Source organism: Micromonospora haikouensis (genome assembly GCF_900091595.1).
Lineage (GTDB): Bacteria > Actinomycetota > Actinomycetes > Mycobacteriales > Micromonosporaceae > Micromonospora > Micromonospora haikouensis.
In genome coordinates this window covers 29,894-52,997 of sequence record NZ_FMCW01000023.1, presented here as the reverse complement: position 1 = coordinate 52,997, position 23,104 = coordinate 29,894, and the positions used below count along the sequence as shown (strand labels likewise).

Genomic DNA, 23,104 nt, shown 5'->3' with positions numbered 1-23,104 from the left:
GTCACCTTCCCTGCCGGCGGGCCGCGCGCAGCGTCACCCAGTCGGTGACGGCGATCAGCGGGATCGCGAGCAGCACGAACAGCGCCCCGGCCACGATGTACGGGGTGTAGTTGAACGTCTCGGCGGTGGCGATCTGCGCGGCGCGTACCGCGTCGATCGGCCCGGCGAGGGAGACCAGCCCGACGTCCTTCTGCAGCGCGACCACGTCGTTGAGCAGGGGCGGGGCGACCCGGCGGACGGCCTGCGGCAGCACCACGTGCCGCATCGTCTGCCGGTAGGTCAGCCCGAGCGAACGGGCCGCCGCGAGCTGACTGGGGTGCACGGACTCGATGCCGGCCCGGAACACCTCGGCCAGGTAGCCGCCGTAGGTGAGCACCAGCGCCAGCCCGCCGAGCACCAGCACCGGCGGCATGCCCTGCAGGCGCAGGCCGGGCACGCCGAGGGTGAGCACGTACAGCACGATGATCAGGGGCAGGCCCCGGAACGTGTACGTGTAGCCGGCCGCGAGGGCCCGGACCGGGAAGAAGACCGGGCCCCGCAGCGTGCGCAGGATCGCCACGAGCAGACCGAGCAGCAGCGCGCCGGCCGCGCAGCAGACCAGCAGCCGCACGTTGAGCCAGAGCCCGGCGAGCACCTCGGGCAGCGCGTCCCGGGCGATCGCCGGGTCGGCGAAGGAGGCGCGGACCCGGTCCCAGCCGGGCGCGCCGATGACCGCGACGACGAGCAGCGTGCCGAGCGCGGCCGTGGAGGCGGCGGCGACCAGCACGCTGGTGACGGTCTGCCGGCGGCGGTACGCCTGCCGCCGCCGCTGCGCCGCGGAGGGTTCGTGCGGTGCGAGGATCACTTCAGCTCGTACGCCCCCGCGACCTGGGTCAGCCACTTCTGCTCCAGCTTCTTGAGCGTGCCGTCGGCGGTGAGCTGGCCGACCGCGCCGCTGAGGCAGGGGGTGAGGGGCGAGTTGTGGTCCAGCACCAGCCCGAACACCTCGGGCGTGCCGACCTGCGGCAGCTGCCCGACGACCGTCGCGTCGGTGATCTCCGCGCCGGTGATGTAGAAGGCGGTCGGCAGGTCCACCACGAGGCCGTCGATCTGCCCGTTCTGCAGCGCCTTCTTGGCGTCGTCGTTGCTGTTGTAGACCTGCGGCTTGGTCTTCGGCTTGATGACGTCGGTGATCGCCTGGTAGCTGGTGGTGCCGACCTGGGCGCCGAGCTTCGCGTCCCGCAGGTCGGCCAGCGTCGTCTTCCCGGCGATCTTCGCGGACTTCCGCGCGATCACGGCCTGCCGGACCAGGTAGTACGGCCCGGTGAAGTCGACGGCCTTCTTGCGCTCCTCGGTGATGGAGAACTGGTTGATGTCGAAGTCGAACTCCTTGGGGCCGGGGGCGACGGCGACGTCGAACTTCACCCGGGTCCAGGTGACGTCGGCGCGGGCGTACCCGAGCTTCTCGGCCACCGCGTAGGCCACCGCGGCCTCGAAGCCCTCGCCGGTCTCCGGCTTGTTGCCGACGAACCACGGCGCGTACGCCGGCTCGTCGGTGGCGATGGTGAGCTTGCCCGGGGTCCGGGTGGGCAGCTTGTCCTTCAGGCAGTCCGGGCCGGCGGTGGCGGCGGGGGTGAGTGCGGTGACGGGGGTGGCGTCGTCCTGGGGCGCGCAGGCGGCCACCGTGACGAGGACGGTGCCGGCGGCGGCGAGCGCGACGGTGCGGGAGCTGAGCATGGCGGACAGCGTAGAGCCATCGACGCCCGTCGCGCAGGTGCGTCCCGCCGCCGTGCTGCCGAATCCGGGCCCGTGGGACCGGCGGACCCGCCGCACGCCGGGCCGGGCGGGTGCTGGAAGAATCGCACCCCGTGAAGACGTTCGAGGAGTTGTTCGCCGAGCTGCAGGCCAAGGCCGCTGCCGGCACCCCCGGCTCGGGCACGGTGGCCGCGCTGGAGAAGGGGGTGCACTTCATCGGCAAGAAGGTCGTCGAGGAGGCGGCCGAGTCGTGGATGGCGGCCGAGCACGAGGGCCCGGAGCGGGCGGCCGAGGAGATCTCCCAGCTGCTCTACCAGGCGCAGGTGCTGATGCTGGCCACCGGGCTGGAGCTGAAGGACGTCTACCGACATCTGTGAGTGCGCCGTCCGCTGATCATCTCCACCGATCGAGGGAGCACTCCGTCATGCTGCGTGTCGCCGTACCCAACAAGGGCGCCCTGGCCGAGAAGGCCGCCCAGATGCTGCGCGAGGCGGGCTACCGCCAGCGCACCGACCCCAAGGACCTGGTCTGCCCGGACGAGGCCAACGACATCGAGTTCTTCTACCTGCGGCCGAAGGACATCGCGACCTACGTCGGCTCGGGTGACCTCGACGTCGGCATCACCGGCCGGGACCTGCTGATCGATTCCGGCGCGCCCGCCGAGGAGGTGGTCGACCTGGCGTTCGGCCGGGCCACCTTCCGGTTCGCCGCCCGGCCGCAGGACGTCGCGGGCGTCCAGGAGCTGGGCGGGCACCGGATCGCCACCGCGTACCCGGGGCTGGTCGAGCGGTACCTCGCGGAACTCGGCATCAAGGCCGAGGTGATCCGGCTCGACGGCGCGGTGGAGAACGCCATCCGGCTCGGCGTCGCCGACGTCGTCGCCGACGTGGTGGAGACCGGCGCCACGCTGCGCCAGGCCGGGCTGGTCGTCTTCGGTGACCCGCTGCTGCGCTCCTCGGCGGTGCTGGTGCGCCGGGTCGACGCCCCCGAGCACCCGCAGGCCGCGCAGCTGCTGCGCCGGCTGCACGGGGTGCTGGTCGCCCGCCGCTACGTGATGCTCGCCTACGACGTGCCGGCCGGGCTGCTGGACCGGGCCAGCTCGCTGACCCCCGGCATCGAGTCGCCGACCGTCTCGCCCCTGCACCGCGAGGGCTGGGTGGCGGTGCAGGCGATGGTCCAGCGCGACGACGTGCACCGGATCATGGACGAGCTGTACGAGCTGGGCGCCCGCGCCATCCTGGTCACCAACATCCACGCCTGTCGGCTGTGAGGCCGCTGCCGCCGGCCGCCGCCCTCGCGACCGTGGTGCTGGGCGGGGCGGCGTCGGCGGCCCAGGCGGCGGGTAACGCGGTGCTGGGGGAGCGGGCCGGCGACCCGATCCTCGGCGCGCTGGCGAACAACCTCGGCGGTTGCCTGGTGGTCCTCGTCGGCCTGTCGGGCCTGCCGTCGACCCGGGCCGGGCTGGACGCGCTGCGCCGGGCCCGGCTGCCGTGGTGGTCGTACCTGGGCGGGCTCGGCGGGGCGGCGATCGTCACCGTCGCCACGTACGTCGTCCCGGTGCTCGGGATCGCGGTCTTCACCATCGCCCAGGTGGCCGGGGGCAGCCTCGGCGGGCTCGCGGCGGACCGGGCGGGCCTGGCCCCGCTGGGCCGGCTGCGGCTGACCGGGCCCCGGGTGGCCGGCGCGCTGCTCGGCGTCCTCGCTGTGGCCCTGGCCCAGCTCGGCCGGCCGGTCGGCGGCGTCGCGGTCGGCGGGGTGCTGATCGCCGTCGCGGGCGGGGCGGCGGTGGCCGTGCAGTCGGCCCTCAACGGGCGGGTGTCGGCGGCGGGCACCACCACCGCCGCGATCGCGGTCAACTTCGCCGTCGGCACCCCCGTCGTCGTGCTGGTGGCCGTCCTCGTCGGGGCCTTCTCCGGCCCGGCGCCGACCTGGCCGCACGAGTGGTTCCTCTACCTCGGCGGCCTGTACGGCGTCGGCATCGTCCTCGCCCTGATGCTCGGCGTGCGCGCCGTGGGGGTGCTGCGCACCGGGCTGGCCCTGGTCGCCGGGCAGCTCGGCGGCGCACTGCTGCTGGACGTGCTGCTGCCCGGCGGGGCCGGGCTGCGCTGGCCGGTGCTGGTCGGCGCGTTGCTGACCCTGCTGGCGGTGGTCGTCGCCGGCCGTGGCCCCGGCTTGCGGCGGGTCGGCGACACGGTGGGACCGCGCACCGGCCCCGCGCCGGTGGGTGGCAGACTGGGCGGGTGAGCGAAACCGCACCGGTGACCCTGCGTCCCCGCCGGATCCGGCTGGTCTGCTGGGCGTCGGCCGCCGCGCTGCTGGTCGTGTTCAGCCTGGTGGCCACGTCGCTGGCCGGCCCCACCGGCAACGGCTACGGCACCTTCCAGCGTGGCGACCAGCTCGCCATGGTCGGCCTGGGCGTCCTCGGGGCGCTCGGCATCCTGCTGTTCACCCGGCCCCGCGTCGAGGCCGACGCGCTGGGCGTGCGGGTGCGCAACGTGCTCGGCTCGTACGAGCTGCCCTGGGAGGTCGTGCGGGGGGTGCGCTTCGACCGGGGCGCGCCGTGGGCGAGCCTGGAGCTGCACGACGACGACCTGGTGCCGATGGTGGCGCTCCAGGCGGCCGACAAGGAGCTGGCGGTGGACGGCGTGCGCGCCCTGCGCCGGCTGCACCAGGCCCACCTCGCGGCGCTGGCCGAGGGCGCGGCCGGGCGCTGACCCGCCGCGCCGGGCCCGACGCCCGGTTTGGGGGCCGGCCCGGTGACGGTGTAGTGTTGCTGAGTCGACCAGACTGCCCCCGTGTCCCACGTGTGGGTGGTCCTGAAGCGGAGCGCCCTGCTCCCACCCGAGTCGCCCCAGTTGGTGGCCGGGTCCCGGTCACCGGTTCCGGGCATGTCCCGGTTCCGGATGCGCGATCCTGTGATCGTGCCGACCGGTCGAGCGGGCCCCGGCATGCGCCGGGGCCTTCTGCTTTCCGGGTCGGCCCCCGCCACGGGGGCCGCGGGAGTCGGCCACCGCAGAGCACTCGACTCGAGGAGGCCCCATCAGCGTCGAACCACGCGTGAACGAGCAGATCCGGGCACGTGAGGTCCGACTGGTCGGTCCCGAGGGTGAGCAGGTGGGCATCGTCCCGCTTGAGCGCGCCCTTCAGCTGGCCGCGGACGTCGACCTGGACCTGGTCGAGGTTGCGCCGATGGCGCGCCCGCCGGTGTGCAAGCTCATGGACTTCGGCAAGTTCAAGTACGAGAGCGCACTCAAGGCGCGCGAAGCGCGGCGTAACCAGCAGCAGACCGTCATCAAGGAAATGAAGCTCCGGCCGAAGATCGACCCGCACGACTACGAGACCAAGAAGGGTCACGTGGTGCGGTTCCTCAAGGCCGGCGACAAGGTCAAGGTGACGATCATGTTCCGCGGTCGGGAGCAGAGCCGCCCGGAGCTGGGTTACCGGCTCCTGCGTCGCCTCGAGTCCGAGATCACGGAGCTGGGCTACGTGGAGGCCGCCCCGAAGCAGGACGGCCGAAACATGATCATGGTTCTCGCTCCGCACCGGGCCGTCAAGGCCTCCGCGGTCGCCGCCACGGCGTCCCGCGGCGCCGGCCGGGAGCGCCCCGCGGAGGAGTCCGCGGCACCGGCGGTGGGCGAGACCCCGGCGGGCGAGACCGCAGCAGCCGGTGAGACCGGCACGACCGCCGACACCGGCGGTCAGTAACAGGGGAGAGACGTTCCACATGCCGAAGATGAAGAGCCACACGGGTATGGGCAAGCGGGTCAAGGTGACCGGCAAGGGCAAGATCGTCGCCGAGCAGGCCGGCAAGCGCCACCTGCTGGAGAAGAAGTCCTCCACCCGGACCCGTCGGCTGACCGGCACGGTCGAGCTGGCCAAGGCCGACACCAAGCGCATCAAGAAGCTGCTCGGCCGCTGACGCGCGCCACCTGAACCGAAGAAGGAGTTGAGATGGCACGCGTCAAGCGGGCTGTGAACGCCCAGAAGAAGCGTCGTACCCTGCTGGAGACCGCGAGCGGCTACCGCGGTCAGCGCTCCCGGCTCTACCGCAAGGCCAAGGAGCAGGTGCTGCACTCGATGCAGTACGCCTACCGGGACCGTCGCGACCGCAAGGGCGACTTCCGGCAGCTGTGGATCACCCGGATCAACGCGGGTGCCCGCGCCAACGGGATGACCTACAACCGGCTGATCCAGGGCCTGCGCCTGGCCGGCGTCGAGGTCGACCGCAAGATCCTCGCCGACCTGGCCGTCAACGACGCGGCGGCCTTCGCCGCGATCGTCGAGGTCGCCCGCGCCGCCGTGGCGGCCGAGGGCACCGGTGGCGCGGCGGCCCAGGCCGCCTGATCCGCCAGCACCCGACCGAGGCGCCCCCCGTGTCGTCCACGACGCGCGGCGGGCGCCTCGGTCGCGCTGTGGAGCCGCACACCATGCCCTTCACCCCGCGTACGCCCCGGGTCGTCGCCGCCCGCCGGCTGCACCGCCGCCGTGACCGCGACGCCACCGGCCGGTTCCTCGCCGAGGGCCCGCAGGCCGTCCGGGAGGCTTTGGCCCGCCCCGGCACGGTCGCCGAGCTGTTCGGCACCCCGGCGGCCCTCGACCGGCACGCCGACCTGGCCGCCCGCGCCGCCGCCGCCGACGTGCCGGTCTCCGACGTCACCGACGACGCCCTCGCCGCGCTCGCCGAGACCGTCGCCCCGCAGGGCCTCGTCGCCGTCTGCCGGCACCTCGACGTGCCGCTGTCCGAGGCCCTCGCCGCCGGCCCGCGCCTCGTGGCGGTGCTCGCCGAGATCCGCGACCCGGGCAACGCCGGCACGGTGCTGCGCACCGCCGACGCCGCCGGGGCCGGGGCGGTCGTCTTCGCCGGCGACGCCGTCGACCCGTACAACGGCAAGTGCGTGCGGGCCTCCGCCGGCAGCCTCTTCCACGTCGACGTGGTCCGGGCCGGCGACCCCCTCGCGGTCGTCGCCGCGTTGCGCGCCGCCGGGCTGGCGGTCCTCGCCACCACGGGGTACGGCGACCGCGACCTCGACGACCTCGCCGACGCCGGGGCGCTGGCGACGCCGACCGCCTGGCTGTTCGGCTCGGAGGCGCACGGGCTGCCCGACGGGCTGACCGCCGCCGCCGACGCCCGGGTCCGGGTGCCCCTGCACGGGCGCGCCGAGAGCCTCAACCTGGCTGCGGCCGCCGCCGTGTGCCTGTACGCTTCAGCCAGAGCACTGCGCCGCCGCCCCTGACGGGTGCGGTGCGGCCATCCAGCAGGGAGTCGCCCGAGATGATGAACGCGCCACGGCGTTCGTTTAGCCAGCCCGCCGGTGTCGGCGGGCGGCGGGCCTGACCCTTCCCCTGCACGAACTCCCCACCGGCGGGCTGCGGCGAAGCCGCGCGTCCGTAGACTCGCCTCGCCGCCCGCGCAGGGCCGGCGCCGCCGTGAGGAGTGCCCGTACGCCATGACCTACCGCAACGATCCGTACGACCCGAAGCAGGTCGCCCTGCTCGACCCGGACGCCCTGGCCGGTGCCGTGGCCGACGCCGAGCAGGCGTTCGCCGCCGCCGCCGACCCGGACGCGCTGACCGCGCTGCGCCCCGCGCACCTCGGCGACCGGTCCCCGGTCGCCCTGGCCCGCCGGGAGATCGGCGCCCTGCCGCCGGCCGCGAAGGCCGACGCCGGCAAGCGGGTCAACGAGGCCCGCCGCGCGATCGAGGCCGCCTACGCCGCCCGCGCCGAGGTCCTCGACCGCGAGCAGGCGCAGCGGGTGCTGGCCACCGAGCGGGTCGACGTCACCCTGCCCTACGACCGCCGCCCGCGCGGCGCCCGGCACCCGCTGAGCACCCTGATGGAGCAGATCAGCGACCTGTTCGTCGGGATGGGCTACGAGGTGGCCGAGGGGCCCGAGGTCGAGCTGGAGTGGACCAACTTCGACGCCCTCAACATCCCCGTCGACCACCCGGCGCGGGGTCTGATGGACACCTTCCACATCGCCCCGCCGGCCGGCGCGGACAGCTCCGGGCTGGTGCTGCGCACCCACACCTCCCCGGTGCAGGCGCGCACCATGCTGGCCCGCAAGCCGCCGATCTACGTCGTCGTGCCCGGCCGGGTCTACCGCACCGACGAGCTGGACGCCACCCACGCGCCCGTCTTCCACCAGGTCGAGGGCCTCGTGGTCGACAAGGGCATCACGATGGCCCACCTGCGCGGCACCCTCGACCACTTCGCCCGCGCCATGTTCGGCGAGGGCGCGAAGACCCGCTGGCGGCCGCACTACTTCCCGTTCACCGAGCCGTCGGCCGAGTTCGACGTGTGGTTCCCCGAGCACCGCGACGGGCCGCGCTGGGTCGAGTGGGGCGGCTGCGGCATGGTCAACCCCCGGGTGCTGCGCGCCTGCGGGATCGACCCGGAGGTCTACTCCGGATTCGCGTTCGGCATGGGCATCGACCGCACCGTGATGTTCCGCCACGGGGTCAGCGACATGCGGGACATGGCCGAGGGCGACGTGCGGTTCACCCGCGCGTTCGGGGCCGGGGCGTAGACGGTGCGGGCACGAGACAACGAGACGGTGGTCTGAGAGTCATGCGAGTTTCTGTCAGCTGGCTGCGGGAGTACCTCGACCTCCCCGCCGACCTGCCCGCCGCCGACCTGGAGCAGGCGCTGGTCGACCTCGGCATCGAGGTCGAGTCGATCGTGGACCTGCGGTCGACGGTCACCGGCGCGCTCGTCGTCGGCGAGGTCCTCGACATCGAGGAACTGACCGGCTTCAAGAAGCCGATCCGGTTCTGCCGGGTCGACGTGGGCGCCGCCAACGGCACCGGCGAGCCGCAGGAGATCGTCTGCGGGGCGCGCAACTTCGCCCCCGGCGACCGGGTCGTGGTGATCCTCCCCGGCGGCGTGCTGCCCGGCGGCTTCGCCATCGGCGCGCGCAAGACGTACGGGCGCAACTCCCACGGCATGATCTGCTCCGCCAAGGAGCTGGGCCTGGGCGACGACCACTCGGGCATCATCGTGCTGCCCGAGGACACCCCCGCCAAGCCCGGCGACGACGCCCGCCCGGTCGTCGGCCTCGACGACGTGGTCGTCGAGGTGGAGATCACCCCCGACCGGGGGTACGCGCTCAGCGTCCGGGGCATCGCCCGGGAGCTGGCCCACGCCCTCGGCGTGCCGTTCCGTGACCCGGGGCTGGCCCCGGCCCCCGGCGCGACGGCCGAGCCGGCGTACCCGGTGGAGGTCCGCGACACCGTCGGCTGCGACCGGTTCGCCGCCCGGATGGTGCGCGGCATCGACCCGACCGCGCAGACGCCCGGCTGGATGCGGCAGCGGCTCACCGTCGCCGGGGTGCGCAGCATCTCGCTGCCGGTCGACATCACCAACTACGTGATGCTCGAACTGGGCCAGCCGATGCACGCCTTCGACGCCGCCCGGATCACCGGCACCCTCGTGGTGCGCCGCGCCGCGGCGGGGGAGAAGGTCACCACCTTGGACGGGGTGGCCCGCACCCTCACCACCGAGGACATGGTCATCTGCGACGACACCGGCCCGGTCTCGCTCGCCGCCGTGATGGGCGGCGAGACCAGCGAGGTCGTCGCGTCCACCACCGACGTGCTCTTCGAGGCCGCCCACTGGGACCCGGTGATGGTGGGCCGCACCGCCCGCCGGCACAAGCTGTTCAGCGAGGCGGCGAAGCGCTGGGAGCGGGGCGTCGACCCCGCCCTGCCGCTGGTCGCCATCGAGCGGGCCGTCGGGCTGCTCACCGCCCACGCGGGCGGCACCGCCGGGGCCGAGATCCTCGACCTCGACCACGTCCGGCCGCGTACCCCGGTCACCCTGCCGGTGGACCTGCCGGGCCGGCGGGTCGGCGTCGCCTACTCCCCGGAGCGGGTGGTCTCCCTGCTGGAGCAGGTCGGCTGCCACGTCACCCGGGGCGTCGACCGGCTCGGCGAGGACCCGGGCACGGCCGGCGTGCCGGCCGGCGGCGCGGACGTGCTCACCGTCGTCCCGCCGAGCTGGCGTCCGGACCTCACCGACCCGGCCGACCTGGTCGAGGAGGTGGTCCGCCTCGACGGGTACGACCGGGTGCCGTCGGTGCTGCCCACCGCGCCCCCCGGGCGGGGCCTGACCTGGCAGCAGCGCCGCCGCCGGGCGGTGGCCCGCTCGCTGGCCGAACGCGGCTACGTGGAGGTGCTGGCCCACCCGTTCGTCGCCGGTTCGCTGGCCGACCTGCTCGGGTTGCCCGCCGACGACCCGCGCCGGGCGGCGGTGCGGGTGGCCAACCCGCTGTCGGAGGAGGAGCCGCTGCTGCGCACCACGCTGCTCGGCCCGCTGCTCGGCATCCTCAGGCGCAACCTCGGCCGGGGCCACCGCGACCTGGCCCTCTACGAGATCGGGGCGGTCTTTCACCCGCGCCCGGGCGTCGGCGCCCCGCCCGCCATGGGCGTGGACCGGCGGCCCACCGACGCCGAGTTCGCCGCCGCCGACGCGGTCGTGCCCGACCAGCCCCGGCACGTCGCCGTGGTGCTGACCGGGGACGTCGAGCCGGCCGGCTGGTGGGGCGCGGGTCGCCCGGCCGGCTGGGCGGACGCCGTCGAGGCCGGCCGGGCGGTGCTCGCCGCGGCCGACCTGCCCGCCGACCGGGTCGAGGTGCGCGCCGCCGAGCACGCCCCCTGGCACCCCGGCCGCTGCGCCGAGCTGCTCGTGGACGGGGTCGTGGTCGGGCACGCCGGTGAGCTGCACCCGGCGGTGCTGGCCGCGCTGGAGCTGCCGAAGCGCACCAGCGCCATGGAGCTGGACCTCGACGCGCTCCCGGCCGCCCCGGTCGCCCCGGCCCCGACGATCTCCGGCTTCCCGCCGGCCCTGATCGACGTGGCCCTCGTGGTCGACGAGCGGGTGCCGGCGGCGCAGGTGCAGCAGGCCCTCGTCGAGGGCGCGGGCGAGCTGCTGGAGGGCGTGCGGCTGTTCGACGTCTACGCCTCCGAGCAGCTCGGGGCGGGGCGGCGGTCGCTGGCGTACAAGCTGACGTTCCGTGCCCCCGACCGCACCCTGACGGTCGAGGAGGCGGTGGCGGCCCGTGACGCGGCGGTGGCCCGCGCGGCCGAACGCTTCGGGGCCACCCTCCGCGGCGCCTGAGGTGCAAGCAGGGGCCCCCTCTTAACGCTTTCCGTATAGGAAGGGGCCCCTGCTAACCGCCCCGGACCGGCATCGACCGGCCGGGCGTCAGTGCTCCTCGGCGTCCAGTCCGCCGAGGGCGCGCAGCCGGGGCAGGTCGCGTACGGTGATGCGCCGGTAGTCGGTGTCCACCAGGCCGTCGGCCCGCAGCTCGCGCAGCGTCTTCTGGATGGACGTCTCCGCCGCCCCGCAGATCGTGGCCAGCTCCGGCTGGGTGAGCCGGACGTCGATGACCACCCCGTCGCGGCTGCGCCGGCCGTGGGTGCGGCACAGCTCGGCGATCACCCGGGCCACCCGGATCTTCACCGCGTACGAGGTGAAGTCGATCCGGCGGCGGTTGGACCAGCGCAGCCGGTCGGACACCATCGCCGCCAGTTCGAGGGCGGCCTGCGGGTGCGCCCGCAGGAACTGGTTGAACCGGTCCCGGGAGATGACGCTGTAGACGGTGGGCCCGCAGGTGGTGACCGTCGCCGAGCGGGGCTTGTCGTTGAGGGCCGACATCTCGCCCATCAGGTCCCCGCCGACGCGCAGCGACAGCAGCGCGGCCCGCCCGTCGGGCACACTGGCCGTCACCTTCGTCAGCCCCTCCTCCAGCAGCACCAGGTGCGACTCGCGGACCCCCTCGTGGATCAGGATCTGTCCGGCCGGCACCTGGCGTCGTACGCCCAGGTCGAGCAGCGCGGTGCGGGCCGGCGGCTCCAGCCGCCGCAGGAAGGTGCCGTACGGCCACTCGGCCCGGGGCGGTTCGTGGTGTCGCATCGACGACCTCGCACTCCTTGTCCGACGGAAACCGTCGAAGCGTAGCCGCCCCTGCGCGTAGCGCGAGGCCCTCGCGCGGATCAGGGCGACCGCCACGGTCTGGAGGGCCACCACCACGAGTGCCTCGACCGGCGACCAGCCGGCGGCCAGCAGGAGTTCGGTCACGTCCGTCATGCGTCCAGCACACCCGACCCGGCCCGCCCGGATACCGGATCCGAGAGGGATGACCGGTGCCGGACAGATTCCGCGGAAGCCGTACTTCTACGGGGTCCCGGCCGGCCGCCGCCGTTTCGATGTTCCGGGCGGCCCGCCCGACGGGGGCGGGCCGGTGACGAAGGGCGGCACGGCGATGGACCATCCCGAGCGACGACTGCTGATCTCCGTGGACATGGAGAGTTACAGCCGGCGCGGGAACATCCTGCAGTACGAGGCGCAGCAGGCGTTCCGCGAACTGCTGCAGGCCGCCGCCGCGGCCGTCGGGCTGGACCGGGTGACCTGGAGCACCCAGCGGGCCGGCGACGGGGAACTGGCGATCCTGCCGCGCGACGTCTCGGAGTCGCGGGTGATCGGCCGGTTCGTGCCCGAGCTGAACCGGCGGCTGCGGGCGTACAACAGCAGTCGGCTGCCGGCGGCGCGGGTGCGGCTGCGGATCGCCGTCCACCAGGGACTCGTGCACCTCGACGGGGCGAACGGCTTTCCTGGCAACGCCGTGGTGTTCGTCAGCCGGCTGTGCGACGCCGACCCCGTCCGGCGGGCGCTGGCGGCGTTCCCCGACGCGGGCGTCGCTCTGGTGGTCTCCACCGACATCTACCGCGACGTGGTGTCCGAATACCCGGAGGAGATGCGGCCCGAGCGCTTCCGCCGGGTGCGGATCAGCAAGCCCGACAAGGGCTTCGACGAGTACGCCTGGCTCTGCGTCGTGGACGAGGACCTGTCGACGGTGCCGGCGCCGACCGGGGAAGGGCCGGACGGTCCCGAGGGTGGCGCCGGAAGTCCGGCGGTCCCGCCGCCGGGTCCGGTCCGCCCCGACTTCGCCCAGGCGTCCCCGGGCGGCGGCATCAGCGTCGGCGACGTCCGGGTGCGCGGGCAGAACGCGATCGGCCCGGGGGCCACGGCGATCGGCTCGGTCGGCCGGGACGCGATCCTCGGCGGGGGCGACCGGTGAGCGGGCCGCCGGCCTGGTCCGTGCCCCGGCACGGCGGGCACGACGCCGATCCGGGCGGTTCGGTGGCGGACCCCGAGGGGGTCCCGGGGGATCCGCCCGGCGGCGCGATGCCTCCGGACGCCGACGGTGGGTGGGCGGGCCCCGGCGGCGGCCCGGAGAGCCCACAGCAGGCAGAGCCGGCGGAACCACCCGTGGATCGGGTGCCGGACGAGGAGCCCGACGACGTGCTGGCCGACGAGCCGGAGGAGATGCCGGACCCCGGGGAGATCCTCGCCCGGCTCGCGTCCCTGCTCGGGCCCTCGTCGGCGATCGGCGTCGGCGACGTGTGGGTGCGGGGCCAGAACGCCACCGGGCCCGGGTCGGCGGCCATCGGCACGCTCAACATCACGACGGCGCGGACGGACGGCAGCGGCCGGACCTGGGCCGAGACCCTCACCGGGACCTGGGTGCGGCAGTTGGCCGACGGCTATGCCCCCACGCCGAGCGACCCGCAGCTCGACCGGTATCTCAAGCAGCATCACCTGGTCTGCCTGTCGGGTGCCGCCGGCACCGGTCGACACGCCGCCGCGTGCCTGTCCTCGGCCCGCCGGCACGGTTTCGACCGGGTGGCGGTGCTGCACGCGGAGCAGCCGGGCGACCTGCTGCTGCCGGAAGCCCCGTGGCGCGACGGACACGGCCACGTGTGGCGGCTCACCGGGACGGCCGCGCGGGACCTGGACGGGATGGCCCTGGTCGGGCTGGCCGCCCGGGCCGCGGCGAGGGGCGCCACGCTGGTGCTGGTCGGCGACTTCGACCACCGCGACCAGGAGCTGGCCGGCCACCTGGTGGAGCACCGGCCGGCCACCCCCGTCGACGTGTTCCGGGCCCAGCTGCGCCGCCAGTTGCGGGGCCGCTGCGTCGGCTGGTGCGCCACCGGCTGCGTCGGTGACTGCGTCGACGGCTACGTCGAGGACGAGTGCGTCGGCAACCCGCTGCTGGCGGCGCACCTGGCCGCCGGTCCCCGGACCGGTGAGGTGGTCCGCCTGGCGGAGCTGCTGGCCCGCACCGCGCCCCGGGGCGCGCAGCTCACCGAGCGGCTGGAGCGCCTGCTTCCGCGCCAGCTCCGGGAGCGGGCGGCCCGCGTCCTCGCCGCCGCCGACGGCGGCGACACGCCCGCCTGGGGCGTCGACCGGCGGCGCGCGTTCCGGCTGGCCTGCGCGGTGCTGGCCGGGCAGCCGGTGGCCGAGATCCACGCCGCGGCCGGGGCGCTGGCCGCGCCGGGGCTGGCCGGTGTCGGGCTGGAGCCGGCCCCGGACCCGGGCGGAGTCCCGGGCCCGCCGGGCGCCGGCGCGGTGCCGGGCTTCCCGTTCGCCGGTGCCCCGCTCGCACCACCCACCGGCCGGTCGGGCGGGGCGCTCGACGCGCTGCTCGGCCCGGTCCTGCGGGAGGCGGTGCTGGTGGTCGACGACGACCGGGTGCCGGGCGGGCGGCGCATCGAGTTCGCCCCGGGCAACGAACCGCTGCGGCGCAGCCTGCTGGAGGTCGCCTGGGCGGACTGGTGGCTGCCGGAGCAGCTGCTCGGCTGGCTGGGCGGCCTCGTGCGGGACGGCACGCCCGGGGTCCGGCAGGCCGCCGCCGGGGCGGTCGGCTGGTCGGCGGCGCACGGGGTGCACGCCGCGCTGCGCGTGGTGGACCAGCTCGCCCGGGAGCGCCGGGCCGGGGTCCGGCAGGCCGCCGCCATCGCGCTGGTCGGCATGGCCATGCAGCCGGAGCTGCGCCAGCGGGTCCGGATCGAACTGGACCGGTGGGCGGCCGGCGGGGCGGCGCACCTGCGCGACACCGTCGCGCGGGCGTACGCGCTGGGCCTGGCCCGGCTCTGGCCGGAGACCGCCCTGGCGCAGCTGCGCCGGGTCGCCGAGGCACGCATGCAGCGGCGGAACAACTCGGTGGTACGCGGCCTGGTCGAGGTGTACGCCTGCGGTCATGCGGCCAGCGTGCTGCCGGCGCTGGCGCAGTGGGCCGTCGACGAGGACGAGCCGGAGGTGCGGCTGCACGCCGGGCGGGCGCTGCGGGTGCTCGCCGACCGGTGGGCCCCCGCCCCCCGGGAACGCTGGCCGGAGCTGCTCGACCTGGCCCGCGTCGGCACGGTGCGGATGGCGGACCTGGCCACCTGCTGGGCGACGGCGCTCAGCCTGCCGGGGACCGCGTACCGCGCGTGGCGGACGCTCGGCTTCTGGCTCAGCCGGGCCGAGGGACATCCCGAGGTGGCCGCCGGCTGCCTGCGCCTGATCGCCCTGGTGGTGCAGGGGCGGGAGCCGCTGCGCCGCCGGCTGGACCACCAGCTCCGGCACGTCTGGGGCCCTCTGATGCGCGACAACACCCTGCTGCACGACGTACGACGCCTGATCGACGAGGACCCCGCATGAGCACTCGGTACATTCCCCGCCCGTCGCAGCGGCGGCGCTGGTGGCAGATCCTGCTCTCGCTGTTCGGGCCGGCGCCCGTGAGCCCCCCGCCCGCGCCGCCCCCGCCGCCGCCGGCACCCCCGCAGGCGGCCACCTACCGCCTGGACGCGCCGCAGCCGATCCTGGTGCCGGCGCGCGGGGACGCGTTCGACTTCCGCCTGTTCGCCGTCTACAGCTGGCGGGCGCACAACATGAGCCCCGCAGCGTTGCGCCAGCGCGCGGAGAGCTACCTCGCCTGGGCCGACGGGATCGTCCGGGAGCGGGCCGTCGACCTGGCCCGGGCGCACGAGCCGCACCGTTCGCACGAGCTGGAGCGGGCCCTGAACAACCTGCTGCTGGGCCAGCGTTGGCCCCGGGACGAGAGCCAGCCGTACTTCACCGTGCAGGTGCGGGTGAGCCCGGACGAGCGGGTGCGCGAGCGGCTGCGCCCGTACTGGGAGGAGCGGATCAGGCTGGAGTGCGACCACGAGCTGCAGCAGCTGCGGGCCCGCCACACCGACGAGCTGACCCGCCGGTGGTGCGAGGTGCTGCGGGCGCTGGAGGACGACCCGGTCACCGCGCACGCCGCCCGCCTGGCGGGGGAGCAGTTCGCCGAGGTCTTCCGCCGTTACGTCACCGAGCGCCGGGAGGCGGTGCCGGAGCTGCTGGACCTGCTGCGGGAGGCGGTACGCGGGCACACCGACCTCGGTCTGGGCCCGTCGGAGTACACCGAGGCGTGGGACGCTGCGCTGCGTACGTACCAGCGGCAGCACGGCATCGACCAGCGGGCCAACTGACCGGCTCCCTTCCCGGCGCTCCCCCGTCGGGAAGGGAGCCCCCGGGCCGTGGCGGTCGTCTCCTCATGCCCATGCAGTGGGGTGTATGACCTTGCGATGCGGCGTAATGAACGGGTAACCTTCTCTGCATAGTCATGCGGAGGTTAGAATGGGTATCCGAGTTGCGGTCGCCGGGGCGAGCGGCTATGCCGGGGGCGAGCTGCTGCGCCTGATCGCCGGCCACCCCGAGCTCGACCTGGTCACCGCCACCGCGCACAGCCAGGCCGGCGCGCCGGTCACCGCCGTACACCCGCAGCTCGCCGGGCTGGACCTGGTGTTCGCGGCGACCGAACCGGCGGCCCTGGCCGACGCGGACCTGGTCTTCCTGGCCCTGCCGCACGGCGAGTCGGCGGCCCTGGCCGCCGCCCTGCCGGAGTCGGTCCGGGTCGTCGACCTGGGCGCGGACCACCGGCTGCGCGACGCCGCCGCCTGGTCACGGTACTACGGCGGCGAGCACGCGGGGGCCTGGGTCTACGGCCTGCCCGAGCTGCCCGGCCAGCGCGCGCGCATCGCCGCCGCGACCCGGGTGGCCAACACCGGCTGCTACGCCGCGGCCATCACCCTCGCGCTCGCCCCGCTGGTCGCCGCCGGCGCGGTCGCCCCCGCCGACGTGGTGGTGGTCGCCGCCTCCGGCACCTCCGGCGCGGGCCGGGCCGCCAAGGCGCACCTGCTCGGCAGCGAGGTGATGGGTGACCTGTCGCCGTACAAGGTCGGCGCGCACCAGCACGTGCCGGAGATCAGGCAGGCCACCGGCGCGACCAGCCTGTCCCTCACCCCCGTGCTCGCGCCGATGCCGCGCGGCATCCTCGCCACGGTCACCGCCGTGCCGACCGGCGACGCCGACCCCCGGGCGGTCCTCGCGGCGGCGTACGCGGACTCGGCGTTCGTGCACGTGCTGCCCGAGGGGACGTGGCCGCACACCGCCGCCACCCTCGGCGCCAACTCCTGCCACCTCCAGGCGACCGTCGACGTCGACTCCGGCCGGGTGATCGTGGTCAGCGCCATCGACAACCTCGGCAAGGGCGCCGCCGGCCAGGCCGTGCAGTGCGCCAACCTGATGCTCGGGCTCCCCGAGACCACCGGCCTGTCCACCTACGGAGTAACCCCATGACCGTCACCACCCCCCGGGGGTTCCGGGCGGCCGGCGTGGCCGCCGGCCTCAAGAGCGGCGCCGCCGCCGACGTCGCCCTCGTCGTCAACGACGGCCCCGACGCCGGGATCGCTGGGGTCTTCACCGCCAACCGGGTCAAGGCCGCCCCCGTGCTCTGGACCCGGCAGGTCGTCCGGGGCGGGGTGGCCCGGGCCGTGATCCTCAACTCCGGCGGCGCGAACGCCTGCACCGGCCCCGCCGGCTTCCAGGACACCCACGCCACCGCCGAGCACACCGCCGCCGCGCTCACCTCGGCCAGCCCCCGGCTGCGGCTCGGGGCCGGCGACGTGGCCGTCTGCTCCACCGGCCTGATCGGCGAGCGGCTGCCGATGGACAAGCTGCTGCCCGGCGTACGCGCGGCGATCCGCGCCCTGTCCCGCGACGGCGGCGCGGCGGCGGCCGAGGCGATCATGACCACCGACACCCGGCCGAAGACCACCGTGGCGGCCGGCGGCGGCTGGACCGTCGGCGGGATGGCCAAGGGCGCCGGCATGCTGGCCCCGGCCATGGCGACCATGCTGTGCGTGCTCACCACCGACGCGGTGGCCGGGCCGGCGGCGCTCGACGCCGCGCTGCGCGCCGCCTGCCGGGTCACCTTCGACCGGGTCGACTCCGACGGCTGCATGTCCACCAACGACACGGTGCTGCTGCTGTCCAGCGGCGCGTCCGGCGTCGAGCCCACCGAGGCCGAGCTGACGGCGGCGGTCACCGCCGCCTGCCACGACCTGGCCCAGCAGCTGGTCGCCGACGCGGAGGGCGCCACCAAGCAGATCGCCATCGAGGTCGTCGGCGCGGCCGACGAGGACGACGCCGTCGAGGTGGGCCGGTCGGTGGCCCGCAACAACCTGGTCAAGACGGCGCTGTTCGGCAACGACCCGAACTGGGGCCGCATCCTCGCCGCCGTCGGCACCACCGCCGCCGCGTTCGAGCCGGACGCCCTCGACGTCGCCGTCAACGGCGTCTGGGTGTGCCGCTCCGGCGCCGCCGCCGAGGACCGGTCCAAGGTGGACCTCACCGGGCGCGACGTCACCATCCGCATCGACCTGCACGCCGGAGGGGCCCAGGCCACCGTGTGGACCAACGACCTTTCGCACGCGTACGTGCACGAGAACTCGGCGTACTCGACGTGAGCGCCGTCGACGACCTCGCCCGGGCCCAGGCCCGGGCCGAGACGCTGATCGAGGCGCTGCCCTGGCTGGCCCGCCTGTCCGGGGCCACCCTCGTGGTCAAGTACGGCGGCAACGCCATGATCGACCCCGAGCTGCAGCGGGCCTTCGCCGCCGACATGGTCTTCCTGCGCTACGTCGGCATCAAGCCGGTCGTCGTGCACGGCGGCGGCCCGCAGATCTCGGCCATGCTCGGCCGGCTCGGCATCGACAGCGAGTTCCGTGGCGGCCTGCGCGTCACCACCCCCGAGGCGATGGACGTGGTCCGCATGGTGCTCGTCGGCCAGGTCGGCCGGGAACTGGTCGGGCTGATCAACGCGCACGGCCCGTTCGCCGTCGGCCTCTCCGGCGAGGACGCCGGCCTGTTCACCGCCGTGCGCCGCCCCGCGTACGTGAACGGGGAGCCCGTCGACGTCGGCCAGGTCGGCGACGTCGAGTCGGTGAACACGTCGGCGGTGACCGACCTGATCGCGGCCGGCCGCATCCCGGTGATCTCGACCGTCGCGCCGGACGCCGACGGGGTGCTGCACAACCTCAACGCCGACACGGCCGCCGCCGCCCTGGCGATCGCCCTCGGGGCCCGCAAGCTGGTCGTCCTCACCGACGTGCCGGGCCTCTACGCCAACTGGCCGGACACCGACAGCCTGGTCAGCGAGATCACCGCCGACGAGCTGGCGGAGCTGCTGCCGTCCCTGCAGTCGGGGATGGTCCCCAAGATGGAGGCGTGCCTGCGGGCGGTGCGCGGCGGGGTGCCCGCCGCGCACGTCGTCGACGGCCGGGTCGCCCACTCCACACTGCTTGAGGTCTTCACCTCGGAAGGATTCGGCACAATGGTCGTGAGCGCGAGGAGTGAGCTTGCGAGCCCCGCAGCCGCGAACAAGAAAGGCACGGTTCCGTCGTGAGCACGCTCGTGGAGCGCTGGCAGCAGTCGCTGATGGACAACTACGGCACGCCGCCGCTGGCGCTGGTCTCCGGCTCCGGCGCGGTCGTGGTCGACGACGCCGGCCGCGAGTACGTCGACCTGCTCGGCGGCATCGCCGTCAACGCCCTCGGCCATGCCCACCCGGCCGTGGTGGCCGCCGTCTCCAGGCAGGTCGCCACCCTCGGGCACGTGTCCAACCTGTTCGTCGCCGAGCCGCCGGTGGCCCTCGCCGAGCTGCTGCTGGCCCTCGCCGGCCGTCCCGGCCGGGTGTTCTTCGCCAACTCCGGCGCGGAGGCCAACGAGACCGCGTTCAAGCTGTCCCGGCTCACCGGCCGCTCGCACGTGGTCGCCACGGTCGGCGGCTTCCACGGCCGCACCATGGGCGCGCTCGCGCTCACCGGGCAGCCCGCCAAGGCGGATCCGTTCCGCCCGCTGCCCGGCGACGTCACCCACGTCCCGTACGGTGACGCGACCGCCCTCGCCGACGCGGTGACCGACGCGACGGCCATGGTCATCCTGGAGCCGGTGCAGGGCGAGAACGGCGTCGTCGTCCCGCCCCCCGGCTATCTCGCCGAGGCCCGGCGGATCACCGCCCGGCACGGCGCGCTGCTGGTGCTCGACGAGGTGCAGACCGGCGTCGGCCGCACCGGGCACTGGTTCGCCCACCAGGCCGAGGGCGTCGAACCCGACATCGTCACCCTCGCCAAGGGCCTCGGCGGCGGCCTGCCGATCGGCGCCTGCCTGGCCTTCGGCCCCGCCGCCGACCTGCTGCGCCCCGGCTCGCACGGCACCACCTTCGGCGGCAACCCGGTCAGCTGCGCCGCCGCCCTCGCGGTGGTGTCCACCATCGCCAGCGAGGGGCTGCTCGACCACGTCAAGCGGGTCGGCGAGCGGCTGCGCCGGGGCGTCGAGGCGCTCGGCCACCCCCTCGTCGCGCAGGTGCGCGGCGCGGGCCTGCTGCTCGGCATCGTGCTCACCGCCGACGCCGCCGGGCCGCTCGCGGCGGCCCTGCGCGACGCCGGGTTCCTGGTCAACCCGGTGCAGCCGGGCGTGATCCGGCTCGCCCCGCCGCTCATCCTCACCGTCGAGCAGGCCGACGCGTTCCTGGCCGCCCTCCCCGCCGCCCTCGACACCGCCACCCCGGAGGCCACCCCATGACCCGCCATCTGCTGCGCGACGACGACCTCTCGCCCGCCGAGCAGGCCACCGTGCTCGACCTCGCCGCCCGGATGAAGGCCGAACGGTTCGCCCACAAGCCGCTGGCCGGGCCGAGGTCGGTGGCGGTGCTGTTCGACAAGCAGAGCCTGCGCACCCGGATCTCCTTCGACGCCGGCATCGCCGAGCTGGGCGGCCACCCCCTCGTGGTGGACACGCAGGTCACCCACTTCGGCCGGGGTGAGACCCTCGCCGACGCCGGCCGGGTGCTGTCCCGCTACGTGGCCGCGATCGTGCTGCGCACCCACGGCGACGACCGGATCGCCGAGGTCGCCGCCGGGGCCAGCGTCCCGGTGATCAACGCCCTCACCGACGGTTTCCACCCCTGCCAGCTCCTCGCCGACCTGCTCACCGTCCGCGAGCGGTGCGGCGGCACCCACGGCCGGACCCTGGCGTACGTGGGGGACGCGGCGAACAACATGGCCCAGTCGTACCTGCTGGCCGGGGCGACCGCCGGCATGCACGTGCGCGTCGCCGGCCCCGACGGGTTCGACCCCGACCCCGAGGTGGTGGCCCGCGCGGAGAAGATCGCCGCCGGCACCGGCGGGTCGGTGCGCGTGCTGCGCGACCCCGTCGCCGCCGCCCGCGACGCCGACGTGCTGGCCACCGACACGTGGACCTCGATGGGGCAGGAGGACGACGGGCTGGACCGGATCACCCCGTTCCTGCCGTACCAGGTCAACGCGGAGCTGCTCGCGCACGCCGCGCCGGGCGCGATCGTGCTGCACTGCCTGCCGGCGCACCGGGGCGAGGAGATCACCGACGAGGTGCTCGACGGCCCCGCCAGCGCCGTGTTCGACCAGGCGGAGAACCGGCTGCACGCGCAGAAGGCCGTGCTGACCTACCTGCTGGAGCAGTCGGCATGACCGCGCCGCTGACCCGCGCCGCCCGGCACGCCCGCATCGTCGAGCTGATCCGCGACAAGGCGGTCCGCTCGCAGACCGAGCTGGCCGACCTGCTCGCCGGCGACGGCGTCGCCGTCACCCAGGCCACCCTGTCGCGGGACCTCAAGGAACTCGGCGCGGTCACCGCCCGCGGCGGCGACGGACGCCCCGTGTACGTCATCCCGGAGGACGGCCACCGGCCCCTGCGCGACGCCGAGGCCGCCCCGGCGCGGCTCATCCGGCTGCTGCGGGAGCTGCTCAACGAGGTCGACTCCAGCGGCAACATCGCCGTGCTGCGCACCCCGCCGGGCGCAGCCCAATACCTGGCCAGCGCGTTGGACCGGGCGGGCCTGCCCGAGGTCGTCGGCACCATCGCCGGCGACGACACCATCCTCGTGGTGGCCCGCGAGGCCGTCGGCGGGGCCGCGCTGGGCGAGAAGCTCGCCGCGTGGTCCCGCCGCGAGGAGAGCGCGGAAGGGAACACCACACCATGACCGAGCGGATCGTCCTCGCGTACTCCGGAGGGTTGGACACCTCCGTCGCGATCCCCTACCTGGCCGAGCAGACCGGCGCCGAGGTCGTCGCCGTCGCGGTGGACGTCGGGCAGGGCGGCGAGAACCTCGACGTGATCCGGCAGCGCGCCCTGGACTGCGGGGCCGTCGAGTCGGAGGTGGTCGACGCGCGCGACGAGTTCGCCGCCGACTACTGCCTGCCGGCGCTGCGCGCCAACGCCCTCTACATGGACCGCTACCCGCTGGTCTCCGCGCTGTCGCGGCCGCTGATCGTCAAGCACCTCGTCGCCGCCGCCCGCCGGCACGGCGGGACGATCGTGTCGCACGGCTGCACCGGCAAGGGCAACGACCAGGTGCGCTTCGAGGTCGGGCTCGGCGCGCTCGCCCCCGACCTGAAGATCATCGCCCCGGCCCGGGACTTCGCGTGGACCCGGGACAAGGCGATCGCCTTCGCCGAGGAGAAGGGCCTGCCGATCGACGTGTCGGCGAAGTCGCCGTACTCCGTCGACCAGAACCTGTGGGGCCGGGCCGTGGAGACCGGGTTCCTGGAGGACATCTGGACCGCCCCGGTCGAGGACCTGTACGCGTACACGGCCGACCCGGCGCAGGAGCGCGACCCCGACGAGGTCGTCGTCACGTTCGACGCCGGCGTGCCGGTGGCGATCGACGGCGAGACCGTCACCCCGTACCAGGCGATCCTGGAGTTGAACCGGCGGGCCGGCGCGCAGGGCGTCGGCCGGCTCGACATGGTCGAGGACCGCCTCGTCGGCATCAAGAGCCGCGAGGTGTACGAGGCCCCCGGCGCGATCGCGCTGATCACCGCCCACCAGGAGCTGGAGGCGGTCACCGTCGAACGCGACCTCGCCCGGTTCAAGCGGGGCGTCGACCAGCGCTGGGGGGAACTGGTCTACGACGGCCTGTGGTTCTCCCCGCTCAAGCGGGCCCTGGACGCGTTCATCGACGACGCCCAGCGGCAGGTCAGCGGCGAGGTACGGCTGGTGCTGCACGGCGGCCGGGCCACCGTCACCGGCCGACGCTCCGAGGCCGGCCTGTACGACTTCGGCATGGCCACCTACGACACCGGCGACACCTTCGACCAGTCCCTCGCGAAGGGATTCGTGCAGCTGTGGGGCCTGCCGAGCAAGCTGGCCGCCGCGCGGGACGCCCGGTGGGGAGGCTGCTGA

At 75.0% G+C, this 23,104-nt stretch carries 23 protein-coding genes; 20 read left to right on the top strand and 3 right to left on the bottom strand.

The window, feature by feature from the left end; translation table 11 throughout:
- Window position 1: 1 nt before the first annotated feature.
- Together GA0070558_RS22635 and GA0070558_RS22630 are read right to left on the bottom strand one after the other, a co-directional pair.
- Window positions 2-844 carry an amino acid ABC transporter permease gene (locus GA0070558_RS22635; protein ID WP_091283375.1) on the bottom strand — a complete coding sequence of 281 codons (843 nt, stop codon included), beginning with the start codon at window positions 842-844 and terminating at the stop codon, window positions 2-4.
- Window positions 841-1,716 carry an ABC transporter substrate-binding protein gene (locus tag GA0070558_RS22630; protein ID WP_091283373.1) on the bottom strand — a complete coding sequence of 292 codons (876 nt, stop codon included), beginning with the start codon at window positions 1,714-1,716 and terminating at the stop codon, window positions 841-843. Before GA0070558_RS22630 ends, GA0070558_RS22635 begins: the two co-directional genes overlap by 4 nt.
- A 131-nt stretch (window positions 1,717-1,847) precedes the next feature.
- Between GA0070558_RS22630 and GA0070558_RS22625 the strand changes: the two genes are divergently transcribed.
- The 10 genes from GA0070558_RS22625 (at window position 1,848) to pheT (ending at window position 10,849) form a co-directional block, all read left to right on the top strand.
- Window positions 1,848-2,111 carry a phosphoribosyl-ATP diphosphatase gene (locus tag GA0070558_RS22625; RefSeq protein ID WP_036375234.1) on the top strand — a complete coding sequence of 88 codons (264 nt, stop codon included), beginning with the start codon at window positions 1,848-1,850 and terminating at the stop codon, window positions 2,109-2,111.
- A 47-nt stretch (window positions 2,112-2,158) separates the two neighbouring features.
- Window positions 2,159-3,004, top strand: coding sequence for an ATP phosphoribosyltransferase (hisG, locus tag GA0070558_RS22620; protein WP_043968014.1), 846 nt, complete (start codon window positions 2,159-2,161; stop codon window positions 3,002-3,004).
- On the top strand, window positions 3,001-3,978 hold the full coding sequence (locus GA0070558_RS22615) for a DMT family transporter (RefSeq protein WP_091283371.1): 978 nt from the start codon (window positions 3,001-3,003) through the stop codon (window positions 3,976-3,978). The genes hisG and GA0070558_RS22615 overlap by 4 nt, the downstream gene beginning before the upstream one ends.
- Window positions 3,975-4,448: a PH domain-containing protein gene (locus GA0070558_RS22610; RefSeq protein ID WP_077936862.1), complete on the top strand. Its 474-nt coding sequence runs from the start codon at window positions 3,975-3,977 to the stop codon at window positions 4,446-4,448. Before GA0070558_RS22615 ends, GA0070558_RS22610 begins: the two co-directional genes overlap by 4 nt.
- Window positions 4,449-4,791: 343 nt before the next feature.
- On the top strand, window positions 4,792-5,439 hold the full coding sequence (gene infC / locus GA0070558_RS22605) for a translation initiation factor IF-3 (protein ID WP_077936863.1): 648 nt from the start codon (window positions 4,792-4,794) through the stop codon (window positions 5,437-5,439).
- A 19-nt stretch (window positions 5,440-5,458) separates the two neighbouring features.
- On the top strand, window positions 5,459-5,653 hold the full coding sequence (rpmI, locus tag GA0070558_RS22600) for a 50S ribosomal protein L35 (protein ID WP_043968020.1): 195 nt from the start codon (window positions 5,459-5,461) through the stop codon (window positions 5,651-5,653).
- A 32-nt stretch (window positions 5,654-5,685) separates the two neighbouring features.
- A complete protein-coding gene (rplT, locus tag GA0070558_RS22595; protein ID WP_007075852.1) occupies window positions 5,686-6,078 on the top strand; it encodes a 50S ribosomal protein L20 in 393 nt (130 codons plus the stop codon).
- An 83-nt stretch (window positions 6,079-6,161) separates the two neighbouring features.
- Window positions 6,162-6,968 carry a TrmH family RNA methyltransferase gene (locus tag GA0070558_RS22590; protein ID WP_077936878.1) on the top strand — a complete coding sequence of 269 codons (807 nt, stop codon included), beginning with the start codon at window positions 6,162-6,164 and terminating at the stop codon, window positions 6,966-6,968.
- A 213-nt stretch (window positions 6,969-7,181) separates the two neighbouring features.
- On the top strand, window positions 7,182-8,261 hold the full coding sequence (gene pheS / locus GA0070558_RS22585; RefSeq protein WP_091283369.1) for a phenylalanine--tRNA ligase subunit alpha: 1,080 nt from the start codon (window positions 7,182-7,184) through the stop codon (window positions 8,259-8,261).
- A 41-nt stretch (window positions 8,262-8,302) separates the two neighbouring features.
- Complete coding sequence (gene pheT, locus GA0070558_RS22580; protein ID WP_091283367.1) at window positions 8,303-10,849, top strand: phenylalanine--tRNA ligase subunit beta; 2,547 nt, start codon at window positions 8,303-8,305, stop codon at window positions 10,847-10,849.
- An 87-nt stretch (window positions 10,850-10,936) separates the two neighbouring features.
- Here the strand turns inward: pheT and GA0070558_RS22575 are convergent, their stop codons facing one another.
- Window positions 10,937-11,821, bottom strand: coding sequence for a Crp/Fnr family transcriptional regulator (locus tag GA0070558_RS22575; protein WP_228986935.1), 885 nt, complete (start codon window positions 11,819-11,821; stop codon window positions 10,937-10,939).
- 175 nt (window positions 11,822-11,996) lie between these two features.
- Between GA0070558_RS22575 and GA0070558_RS22570 the strand changes: the two genes are divergently transcribed.
- From GA0070558_RS22570 to GA0070558_RS22525, 10 genes are all read left to right on the top strand, one after another.
- Entirely contained in the window at window positions 11,997-12,812 is an 816-nt protein-coding gene (locus GA0070558_RS22570) for a hypothetical protein (protein WP_091283475.1), read from the top strand.
- A gap of 191 nt (window positions 12,813-13,003) precedes the next feature.
- The gene (locus tag GA0070558_RS22565) at window positions 13,004-15,217 is read left to right on the top strand and encodes a hypothetical protein (protein WP_141722286.1); all 2,214 of its coding nucleotides are present in this window, start codon (window positions 13,004-13,006) and stop codon (window positions 15,215-15,217) included.
- Complete coding sequence (locus tag GA0070558_RS22560) at window positions 15,214-16,032, top strand: hypothetical protein (RefSeq protein WP_091283364.1); 819 nt, start codon at window positions 15,214-15,216, stop codon at window positions 16,030-16,032. Before GA0070558_RS22565 ends, GA0070558_RS22560 begins: the two co-directional genes overlap by 4 nt.
- Before the next feature lie 148 nt (window positions 16,033-16,180).
- On the top strand, window positions 16,181-17,182 hold the full coding sequence (gene argC / locus GA0070558_RS22555; RefSeq protein WP_091283362.1) for an N-acetyl-gamma-glutamyl-phosphate reductase: 1,002 nt from the start codon (window positions 16,181-16,183) through the stop codon (window positions 17,180-17,182).
- Window positions 17,179-18,351 (top strand): bifunctional glutamate N-acetyltransferase/amino-acid acetyltransferase ArgJ, encoded by a 1,173-nt coding sequence (gene argJ, locus GA0070558_RS22550; RefSeq protein WP_043968034.1) that lies wholly within the window; start codon window positions 17,179-17,181, stop codon window positions 18,349-18,351. Before argC ends, argJ begins: the two co-directional genes overlap by 4 nt.
- Window positions 18,348-19,289, top strand: coding sequence for an acetylglutamate kinase (gene argB / locus GA0070558_RS22545; protein WP_091283361.1), 942 nt, complete (start codon window positions 18,348-18,350; stop codon window positions 19,287-19,289). Before argJ ends, argB begins: the two co-directional genes overlap by 4 nt.
- Window positions 19,286-20,467 (top strand): acetylornithine transaminase, encoded by a 1,182-nt coding sequence (locus GA0070558_RS22540; protein ID WP_091283359.1) that lies wholly within the window; start codon window positions 19,286-19,288, stop codon window positions 20,465-20,467. The genes argB and GA0070558_RS22540 overlap by 4 nt, the downstream gene beginning before the upstream one ends.
- Window positions 20,464-21,390 carry an ornithine carbamoyltransferase gene (gene argF, locus GA0070558_RS22535; protein WP_077936871.1) on the top strand — a complete coding sequence of 309 codons (927 nt, stop codon included), beginning with the start codon at window positions 20,464-20,466 and terminating at the stop codon, window positions 21,388-21,390. Before GA0070558_RS22540 ends, argF begins: the two co-directional genes overlap by 4 nt.
- The gene (locus GA0070558_RS22530) at window positions 21,387-21,902 is read left to right on the top strand and encodes an arginine repressor (protein WP_043968040.1); all 516 of its coding nucleotides are present in this window, start codon (window positions 21,387-21,389) and stop codon (window positions 21,900-21,902) included. The genes argF and GA0070558_RS22530 overlap by 4 nt, the downstream gene beginning before the upstream one ends.
- Entirely contained in the window at window positions 21,899-23,104 is a 1,206-nt protein-coding gene (locus GA0070558_RS22525; RefSeq protein ID WP_091283357.1) for an argininosuccinate synthase, read from the top strand. The genes GA0070558_RS22530 and GA0070558_RS22525 overlap by 4 nt, the downstream gene beginning before the upstream one ends.

Excerpts from the sequence above, each read along its gene's own strand:
- GA0070558_RS22630 (WP_091283373.1), bottom strand. The coding sequence starts at position 1,716 with ATGCTCAGCTCCCGCACCGTCGCGCTCGCCGCCGCCGGCACCGTCCTC.
- hisG (WP_043968014.1), top strand. The coding sequence starts at position 2,159 with ATGCTGCGTGTCGCCGTACCCAACAAGGGCGCCCTGGCCGAGAAGGCC.
- rpmI (WP_043968020.1), top strand. The coding sequence starts at position 5,459 with ATGCCGAAGATGAAGAGCCACACGGGTATGGGCAAGCGGGTCAAGGTG.
- rplT (WP_007075852.1), top strand. The coding sequence starts at position 5,686 with ATGGCACGCGTCAAGCGGGCTGTGAACGCCCAGAAGAAGCGTCGTACC.
- GA0070558_RS22590 (WP_077936878.1), top strand. The coding sequence starts at position 6,162 with ATGCCCTTCACCCCGCGTACGCCCCGGGTCGTCGCCGCCCGCCGGCTG.
- pheS (WP_091283369.1), top strand. The coding sequence starts at position 7,182 with ATGACCTACCGCAACGATCCGTACGACCCGAAGCAGGTCGCCCTGCTC.
- pheT (WP_091283367.1), top strand. The coding sequence starts at position 8,303 with ATGCGAGTTTCTGTCAGCTGGCTGCGGGAGTACCTCGACCTCCCCGCC.
- GA0070558_RS22575 (WP_228986935.1), bottom strand. The coding sequence starts at position 11,821 with ATGACGGACGTGACCGAACTCCTGCTGGCCGCCGGCTGGTCGCCGGTC.
- GA0070558_RS22570 (WP_091283475.1), top strand. The coding sequence starts at position 11,997 with ATGGACCATCCCGAGCGACGACTGCTGATCTCCGTGGACATGGAGAGT.
- GA0070558_RS22560 (WP_091283364.1), top strand. The coding sequence starts at position 15,214 with ATGAGCACTCGGTACATTCCCCGCCCGTCGCAGCGGCGGCGCTGGTGG.
- argC (WP_091283362.1), top strand. The coding sequence starts at position 16,181 with ATGGGTATCCGAGTTGCGGTCGCCGGGGCGAGCGGCTATGCCGGGGGC.
- argJ (WP_043968034.1), top strand. The coding sequence starts at position 17,179 with ATGACCGTCACCACCCCCCGGGGGTTCCGGGCGGCCGGCGTGGCCGCC.
- argF (WP_077936871.1), top strand. The coding sequence starts at position 20,464 with ATGACCCGCCATCTGCTGCGCGACGACGACCTCTCGCCCGCCGAGCAG.
- GA0070558_RS22530 (WP_043968040.1), top strand. The coding sequence starts at position 21,387 with ATGACCGCGCCGCTGACCCGCGCCGCCCGGCACGCCCGCATCGTCGAG.
- GA0070558_RS22525 (WP_091283357.1), top strand. The coding sequence starts at position 21,899 with ATGACCGAGCGGATCGTCCTCGCGTACTCCGGAGGGTTGGACACCTCC.